General features: G+C 34.6%; 5 protein-coding genes and 1 rRNA gene (1 of these 6 cut by a window edge). 2 read left to right on the top strand and 4 right to left on the bottom strand.

The window, feature by feature from the left end; all coding sequences use genetic code 11:
• Positions 1-88: 88 nt before the first annotated feature.
• Positions 89-2,824: a LamG-like jellyroll fold domain-containing protein gene (locus GMA17_RS02195; RefSeq protein ID WP_248398663.1), complete on the top strand. Its 2,736-nt coding sequence runs from the start codon at positions 89-91 to the stop codon at positions 2,822-2,824.
• A gap of 403 nt (positions 2,825-3,227) precedes the next feature.
• On the opposite strand, the gene rplT is transcribed toward GMA17_RS02195, so the two are convergent.
• The 4 genes from rplT to thrS all read right to left on the bottom strand — a co-directional run bounded on the left by rplT (position 3,228) and on the right by thrS (position 6,463).
• Complete coding sequence (rplT, locus tag GMA17_RS02200) at positions 3,228-3,572, bottom strand: 50S ribosomal protein L20 (protein WP_248398665.1); 345 nt, start codon at positions 3,570-3,572, stop codon at positions 3,228-3,230.
• Between the two features lie 96 nt (positions 3,573-3,668).
• The gene (gene rpmI, locus GMA17_RS02205) at positions 3,669-3,866 is read right to left on the bottom strand and encodes a 50S ribosomal protein L35 (protein ID WP_066257277.1); all 198 of its coding nucleotides are present in this window, start codon (positions 3,864-3,866) and stop codon (positions 3,669-3,671) included.
• 72 nt (positions 3,867-3,938) lie between these two features.
• Positions 3,939-4,433: a translation initiation factor IF-3 gene (gene infC, locus GMA17_RS02210; protein ID WP_231931343.1), complete on the bottom strand. Its 495-nt coding sequence runs from the start codon at positions 4,431-4,433 to the stop codon at positions 3,939-3,941.
• A gap of 92 nt (positions 4,434-4,525) precedes the next feature.
• Positions 4,526-6,463, bottom strand: coding sequence for a threonine--tRNA ligase (thrS, locus tag GMA17_RS02215; RefSeq protein WP_066257287.1), 1,938 nt, complete (start codon positions 6,461-6,463; stop codon positions 4,526-4,528).
• A 949-nt stretch (positions 6,464-7,412) separates the two neighbouring features.
• Here thrS and GMA17_RS02220 point away from each other — a divergent pair.
• A 16S ribosomal RNA gene (locus GMA17_RS02220) occupies positions 7,413-7,546 on the top strand; it runs 1,392 nt beyond the window's last position.

Below are 7,546 nucleotides of genomic sequence, written 5' to 3' on the forward strand. Positions count from 1 at the left end.
ACAAACAACTGTATTTCATCCCTGTTTATTTGCAGTTCGTGGATAAAAATTTAGTTTTGGTCGACAATTAATTCAAACTAAATTTTTTATGAAACTAAAATTACTTTTAATTTTTGCTGTATTGTTTGTAACTGCAGCTTCCGCTCAAACCTTTTCTGTAGGTAGCGTTAATTATTCTGTTATTTCGACAACTAACAATACAGTGGGTGTTACTTCGTCTGCAAGTTATGTGGGGGAATTAATAGTTCCTTCAACAGTTCAAAACGCTGGTGTTACTTATACTGTCGTTTCAATTTTAGATGCTGCGTTTCAAAATAGCACCACTTTAACTTCAATTACAATACCAAATACCGTTACTGAAATAAGGAATAGTGCGTTTCGATTTTGTACAAATTTATCCGCTGTAGACATGGGGGATTCTGTTACAAGTATTGGACAGCTTTCATTTAATGCGTGTTTTAGTTTAACTTCTGTGGTTATTCCTAGTTCAGTCACAAATATTAGTATTAATGCATTTGAATTTTGTAATACTTTGACCTCGGTTACAGTCGAATGGGTAACACCGTTGTCTATTAATAGCAATGTTTTTACAGGTGTAAATATTGGTATGGCAACTTTAAATGTTCCTGCTGGAACAGTAGCAACTTATCAAGCAGCACCAGTTTGGCAAAATTTTGGGACTATTTTGCCACCACCACCAGCAACCCATTTAAATTTTGACGGTGTTAATGATCAGGTTAGTATTCCAAATGAGGCCAATTTCGATTTTACAAATGAAATGACTGTAGAGCTTTGGGTGAATTCAAGCGTGATGCCGCAACAATGGGATGCTTTAGTGGTAAAAGGGGATGATAGTTGGAGGTTGCATTTAAATGATTCAGGAACTGTGAATTTTACATGTAGCGGCGTAACACCTGTACAAGAAATTAATTCAATTTCAAATATAAACGATGGTAATTGGCATCATATAGCTGCAACTTTTGGTGGTAACGCTATTAAGATTTATATAGATGGTGTATTAGAAACTCAAGCTCCCGCTTCTGGTATTATTAATAACAATGCACAGACGGTGTTAATAGGAAACAATCCAATATATCCTGGTCGTTTTTTTACAGGTAATATGGATGATATCCGTATTTGGAATGTTACTAGAACAGCAGAACAAATAAATGGTTCAAAAGATTGTGAATTAGATGGCACTGAAACAGGTTTAGTTGCGTATTACAATTTTAACCAAGGGCTTGACTCAGAAGATAACACTTCTGAAACGACATTAACAGACCATACAGCAAATGCTAACAATGGAACCTTAAACAATTTTACTTTAACAGGAAGCACATCTAACTGGTTAGCAGGTTCTCCTGTAACAACAGGTTCAATAATTCCTTCTGAAGCGACAGTTACGACTCCAGTAACGTATACCCAAAACGATACAGCAACTCCTCTAACAGCAACAACAGGTTCTAATGGTACAGGTTTATTATGGTACACAATGGAAACAGGAGGAACTGGTAATGGAAATGCACCAACACCTAGTACAGATACTGTTGGTTCAACTTCTTATTGGGTGTCAAGCACCAATGATAGCGGTTGCGAAAGTGAGCGTTTAGAAATTGTGGTTGAAGTGGCAATACCAGCAGACCATTACCGTATGGGTACATCTAATAATGGAGCATCAAATGCCTTTTATATAAATGATGACGATGGTGGACTTAATTTACCAAATGCATTTACCGTAGAACTTTGGGTTAAAACTTCGGAAGCTCTTTACATTTTAACTGGTATTGATGAAGTTGAGGTCTATAATTTTTATACGTTCAATGTTGATCAAGATAATAAACTAAATTTTCGAATTTCGAATTTTTATGATTACCAAGAACAATTTGTATCTAATCTAGCTTTAACGGATGATGATTGGCATCATATAGCCTTAAGCAGAAACTCATCCAACTCATACAGTTTTTATATAGACGGTATTTTAGATAGCACTTTTACGCCTGTGGTACCTATTGAAGAATTTAATATATCCCAAATTGGTACTGGAAATGCAGCTATAGATGAGTATAGAGTATGGGACCTACCAAGAACAGAGGGGCAAATTAATGCAAATAAAAACTGTGAATTGCAGGGTACGGAATCAGGGTTATTGGTTTACTATAAATTTAACCAAGGTTTGAATGCTGTAAATAATACCAGTATTACCACTATATTTGATGCTACAGCAAACCAAAATAATGCAACTATAAATAACAATTCGGTGTTAACAGGTCAAACCCAAAACTTTTTAGCTAGATCACCTGTAACAAGTGGTTCCACTATACCAAATATACCTACAACTACAACCTTAATAACCTATGAATTAGGAGATACTGCCAACCCATTAACAGCAGCAACCGAAGGTACAGGTTTATTATGGTACACAATGGAAACAGGAGGGACTGGTTCTACAACAGCTCCTACACCAGATACATCTTCAGTTGGATCAGCATCCTATTGGGTAGCTAGTACAAATGCAAATGGATGCGAAAGTGCACGTGTAGAAATTGTCGTAAATGTTCAAGAAACTTTAGGCGTACAAGAGGTGGAAGACTTAAAAGACATTCATATATATCCAAACCCAACAAGTGGTAACGTTTCCATTAGTTTTCCGAATGCTTTGGACTCAAAAATTTCACTTTATGATTTAAACGGGAGGCTGTTATCAAATAAAACAGAAACATCCACGAAATCTATCATAGATTTGAGCAACTATGAGGGTGGCGTTTATCTTTTAAAAATAGAAGTAAATCAAAATGAAATTATTAAAAGAGTTGTAAAGTACTAATGAACTCAATAATTAAAAAGGCTATTTAGGTTAAGTTGAAAACAGCGACTATCAGAATTGATATCGCTGTTTTTTTATGAATGTCTCCATGTGATATATTATAAAATAGAAATATGAATAGCCGTGTTATATTGCATTCACATACAAAGTGCTGCATTTCAAAACGTCTTTTTTGTTAGGAGTAAATTTAGTTATAGTTTAGTTCTGTAAAGCTATTACAGTCAATTTATTATGGGTTTAAATACTCAACATTAATTAAATTAAGGGATTTGATTAATTAGCATGAGGCAGCGATATTCAGTTTTGGATGTCGCTGTTTTTATTTTAAAGCATAAAAAAATCCGATTCAATTAAGAATCGGATTTTTTATAAGCGAAATATGTTTTACAATAGGCGAAACGCCTTACTTTACTTTCTTTACTACAGCTGCAAATGCATCTGGGTTATTCATGGCTAAATCAGCTAAAACTTTACGATTTAATTCGATATTGTTAGCTTTCATTTTACCCATAAACTGTGAGTAAGACATACCATGTTGTCTAGCTCCAGCGTTAATACGTTGGATCCATAATGTACGGAATGTTCTCTTTTTAACTCTACGGTCTCTGTACGAATATTGCATCGCTTTATCAACCGCATTTTTTGCTACTGTCCAAACGTTTTTACGACGTCCGAAGTAACCTTTTGCTTGTTTAAGCACCTTTTTTCTTCTGGCTCTTTTGGCAACAGAATTTACTGATCTTGGCATAATTTTAAATTTTTTTGTAGTAGGCGATCTTTTTCAGATACTTTTTTGAGCCTAACTCCAGGGTTTATAAATAATTCTAACCGAAACGTTTTACAATTATTTTAATCGTAATTGTTCCTTAATGCTGTTAACATCGTTCGCATGTACTAACGTACTATGAGTTAATGCTAACTTACGCTTTTTAGATTTCTTTGTTAAGATGTGACTCTTAAAAGCGTGCTTTCTTTTTATTTTACCAGTACCAGTAATTTTAAATCTTTTCTTGGCACTAGATTTGGTTTTCATTTTAGGCATTTTTCTTCCTAGTTTAAGTTATTTCGCTTACTATCTTCAATCTGTCTCGAAGCGTCGAGAACAGCTTTTTTGTTATTTTGATTTCTTTGGAGCAATAAACATCGTCATACGTTTACCTTCCAGTTTAGGCATTTGTTCTACTTTACCTAAATCTTCTAAATCTTGCGCTAAACGCAACAATAGAATTTGTCCTTGTTCTTTAAAAACAATGGATCGGCCTTTAAAAAATACAAACGCTTTTAGCTTTGCACCTTCTTGTAAAAACTTCTCGGCATGTTTCTTTTTAAACTCGTAATCATGATCATCAGTTTGAGGACCAAAACGAATTTCTTTTACAACAACTTTTGAAGCTTTCGCTTTTAAAACCTTTTCACGTTTCTTTTGTTCATAAAGAAACTTTTTATAATCCATCACTTTACAAACAGGAGGATCTGCTTTTGGTGATATTTCAACAAGGTCAAGCCCTTGCTCATCAGCTATTGCCAATGCTTCTTTTGTTGGGTAGACACCTACTTCAACATTGTCACCTACTAAACGCACTTTTTCAACCCTAATTTTAGTGTTGATTTTGTGCTGATCTTCTTGATTTACTCGACGAGGAGCTTGTCTTCTTCTACGTATTGCTATGGCCTTATAATTTTAGTTTAACTTATTTTTTATTAAAATTGCTTTAATGTTTTATTGACTTCTATGTTCAACAATTCAGTAAACTCTTGTACAGAAATCATGCCAAGATCCTCACCACCATGTTGACGAACAGAAATTTTACCTTCTTGTTCTTCATTCTCACCAACAATAATCATATATGGGATTTTCTTCATTTCGGCTTCCCGAATTTTCTTACCCATCGTTTCGTTTCTATTGTCAATTAGGGCGCGAATTTCGTCATTTTCTAGCGAATTTAAAACTTTTTTCGCGTATTTCTCATATTTTTCACTAATAGATAATACAATTACTTGGTCAGGCACCAACCACAACGGGAAGTTACCTGCGGTGTGTTCTAGTAAAATGGCAACAAATCGTTCCATACTACCAAAAGGCGCACGGTGAATCATGACTGGTCGGTGTAGCTCATTGTCACTACCTTTGTAAGTTAATTCAAATCGTTCAGGTAAATTATAATCCACTTGAATGGTACCTAGTTGCCATTGTCTTCCAAGCGCATCTTTAACCATAAAGTCTAATTTGGGGCCGTAAAAAGCTGCTTCGCCAGTTTCTACAATAAAATTTAAGTTTTTATCTTTGGCCGCATTTAAAATGGCAGCTTCTGCTTTTTCCCAATTCTCATTACTTCCAATGTATTTTTCTGGATTTTCAGGATCACGTAAAGATACCTGTGCTGTGAAGTTTTCGAACCCTAAAGATCCAAACACATACAATACCAAATCAATAACATCTTTAAACTCTTTATCTAATTGGTCTGGTGTACAAAATATATGCGCATCATCTTGAGTAAAACCTCTAACACGCGTTAAACCATGTAATTCTCCACTTTGTTCATATCTATAAACGGTTCCAAATTCAGCAAAACGTTTTGGTAAGTCTTTATAAGACCACTGAAAACTATTGTATATCTCACAATGGTGTGGGCAATTCATTGGTTTCAATAGGAATTCTTCGCCGTCTTTAGGTGTTAGAATAGGCTGAAAGCTATCTTCACCATATTTCTCATAGTGTCCAGATGTTACATAAAGTTCCTTCTGGCCAATATGCGGTGTAACAACCATTTCATATCCTGCTTTCTTTTGTGCTTTTTTAAGGAAATTCTCTAAACGCTCACGTAACGCAGCGCCTTTAGGTAACCATAATGGTAAGCCCTGACCTACTTTTTGTGAGAATGTAAATAATTCAAGCTCTTTTCCAAGCTTTCTATGATCGCGTTTTTTAGCTTCTTCTAATAAGTGAAGGTGTTCTGTTAATTCCTTTTGCTTAGGGAATGATATCCCGTAAACACGCGTTAACTGTTTGTTGTTTTCATCACCTTTCCAATAAGCTCCAGCCACACTTAATATTTTAACGGCTTTGACAATTCCGGTATTTGGAATATGGCCACCACGACATAAATCGGTAAATGTGTCATGATCGCAAAATGTAATCGTGCCATCTTCAAGGTTTCCTATTAAATCTAACTTATAATTATTATTATCTCTATAATAAGATAGTGCTTCTAGTTTTGAAACCTCTCGCATATTGAATTCGTGTTTTCCACGTGCTATTTCCAGCATCTTATCTTCAATACGCTTAAAATCTTTATCTGAAATGGTTTCGTCACCTAAATCAATATCATAATAAAAACCATTTTCAATAGCAGGACCAACCCATAATTTGGCAGTAGGGTAGAGTGCTTCAATAGCTTGAGCTAATATATGTGCCGAAGAATGCCAAAATGCTTTTTTACCTTCATCATCGTTCCAGGTGTATAAAACAAGAGTACCGTCTGTTGTTAATGGGGTTTTGGTTTCTACAACCGTATCATTAAATTTTGCAGAAATAACGTTTCTGGCTAATCCTTCGCTGATGCTTTTAGCAACGTCCATGGAAGTTGTTCCCTTCTCAACCGACTTAATACTGCCATCTGGCAATGTAATATCTATCATTATATATTGTGTAATTATGAAAGGACAAATATAATAGGATAAATTTTTACATACAATATATATATAGGTATAAATTTAGAAAACTGATTAGTAAGGCCTCTTACATATATTAATGGGCGTTGTCTGGAACTTCTTCCTATAATAAAGGTATTAATGTGTAATCATAATACTATATCATGGATGTTGATTTTGATTGGAAAACGACAAATAGGAACGCAGCTGTTAATCAAAGCGAACCCAAAAGGCATTAGAGATGATTTGTTAAGTTAAAAACGGGCCGTGTAACCACTTGATATACTGCAAGAAGAAAACTATTTCAAAAAAACATGAATAAAAGTTTGTAAAAGGGTAGAAATGGGTTGTACATTTGCAGCCGCTAAAAACGGTAACACAGTTGGCAGCGACGTTCATTGAGAGGCAAAATAGAAGTTTAAATTAGGGGTTAGAAATTTAATTTCAAATTAAATCAAAAAAAGCTTTGTAGGAATAAAAAAGGTTGTATATTTGCAGCCGCTTAAAACAGCAACGCTGATGAGAGCAAAGTTCCTTGAAAAGCATAAAAAGATTTAGTGATTTGGAATTAGAAATAAACTTTCAAAATAAACTAAAAAAAGCTTTGCAGGAATAAAAAAGGTTGTATGTTTGCAGCCGCTAAAAACGGCAACGTTTTCAGCAACGTTCAGAAGCATTTATTGAAAAGCTAAGTAGAGAAAAAAATATTTATATTTTTTTTGAAATAAAGTTTGCGGGTTAAAAAAGTAGTAATTATATTTGCACCCGCTTAAGAGATAAACGCCTTAAGAAACAGAGAAAAAAGTTCATAGACATATTGAATTGACAGCGTAAGATTTAACTGGAAACGGTTAAATTAAACAAAAGAGAATAAACCATTTTGAGTAATTAGATTTTAAACTATTTCGATTAGTTGTTAAATAATATTTAAGAATTAACGATGAAGAGTTTGATCCTGGCTCAGGATGAACGCTAGCGGCAGGCCTAACACATGCAAGTCGAACGGTAACAGAGAAAAGCTTGCTTTTTTGCTGACGAGTGGCGCACGGGTGAGTAACGCGTATACAATCT

The sequence above is a fragment of the Bizionia sp. M204 genome (genome assembly GCF_023205095.1).
Taxonomy (GTDB): domain Bacteria; phylum Bacteroidota; class Bacteroidia; order Flavobacteriales; family Flavobacteriaceae; genus Algorimicrobium; species Algorimicrobium hallyeonense.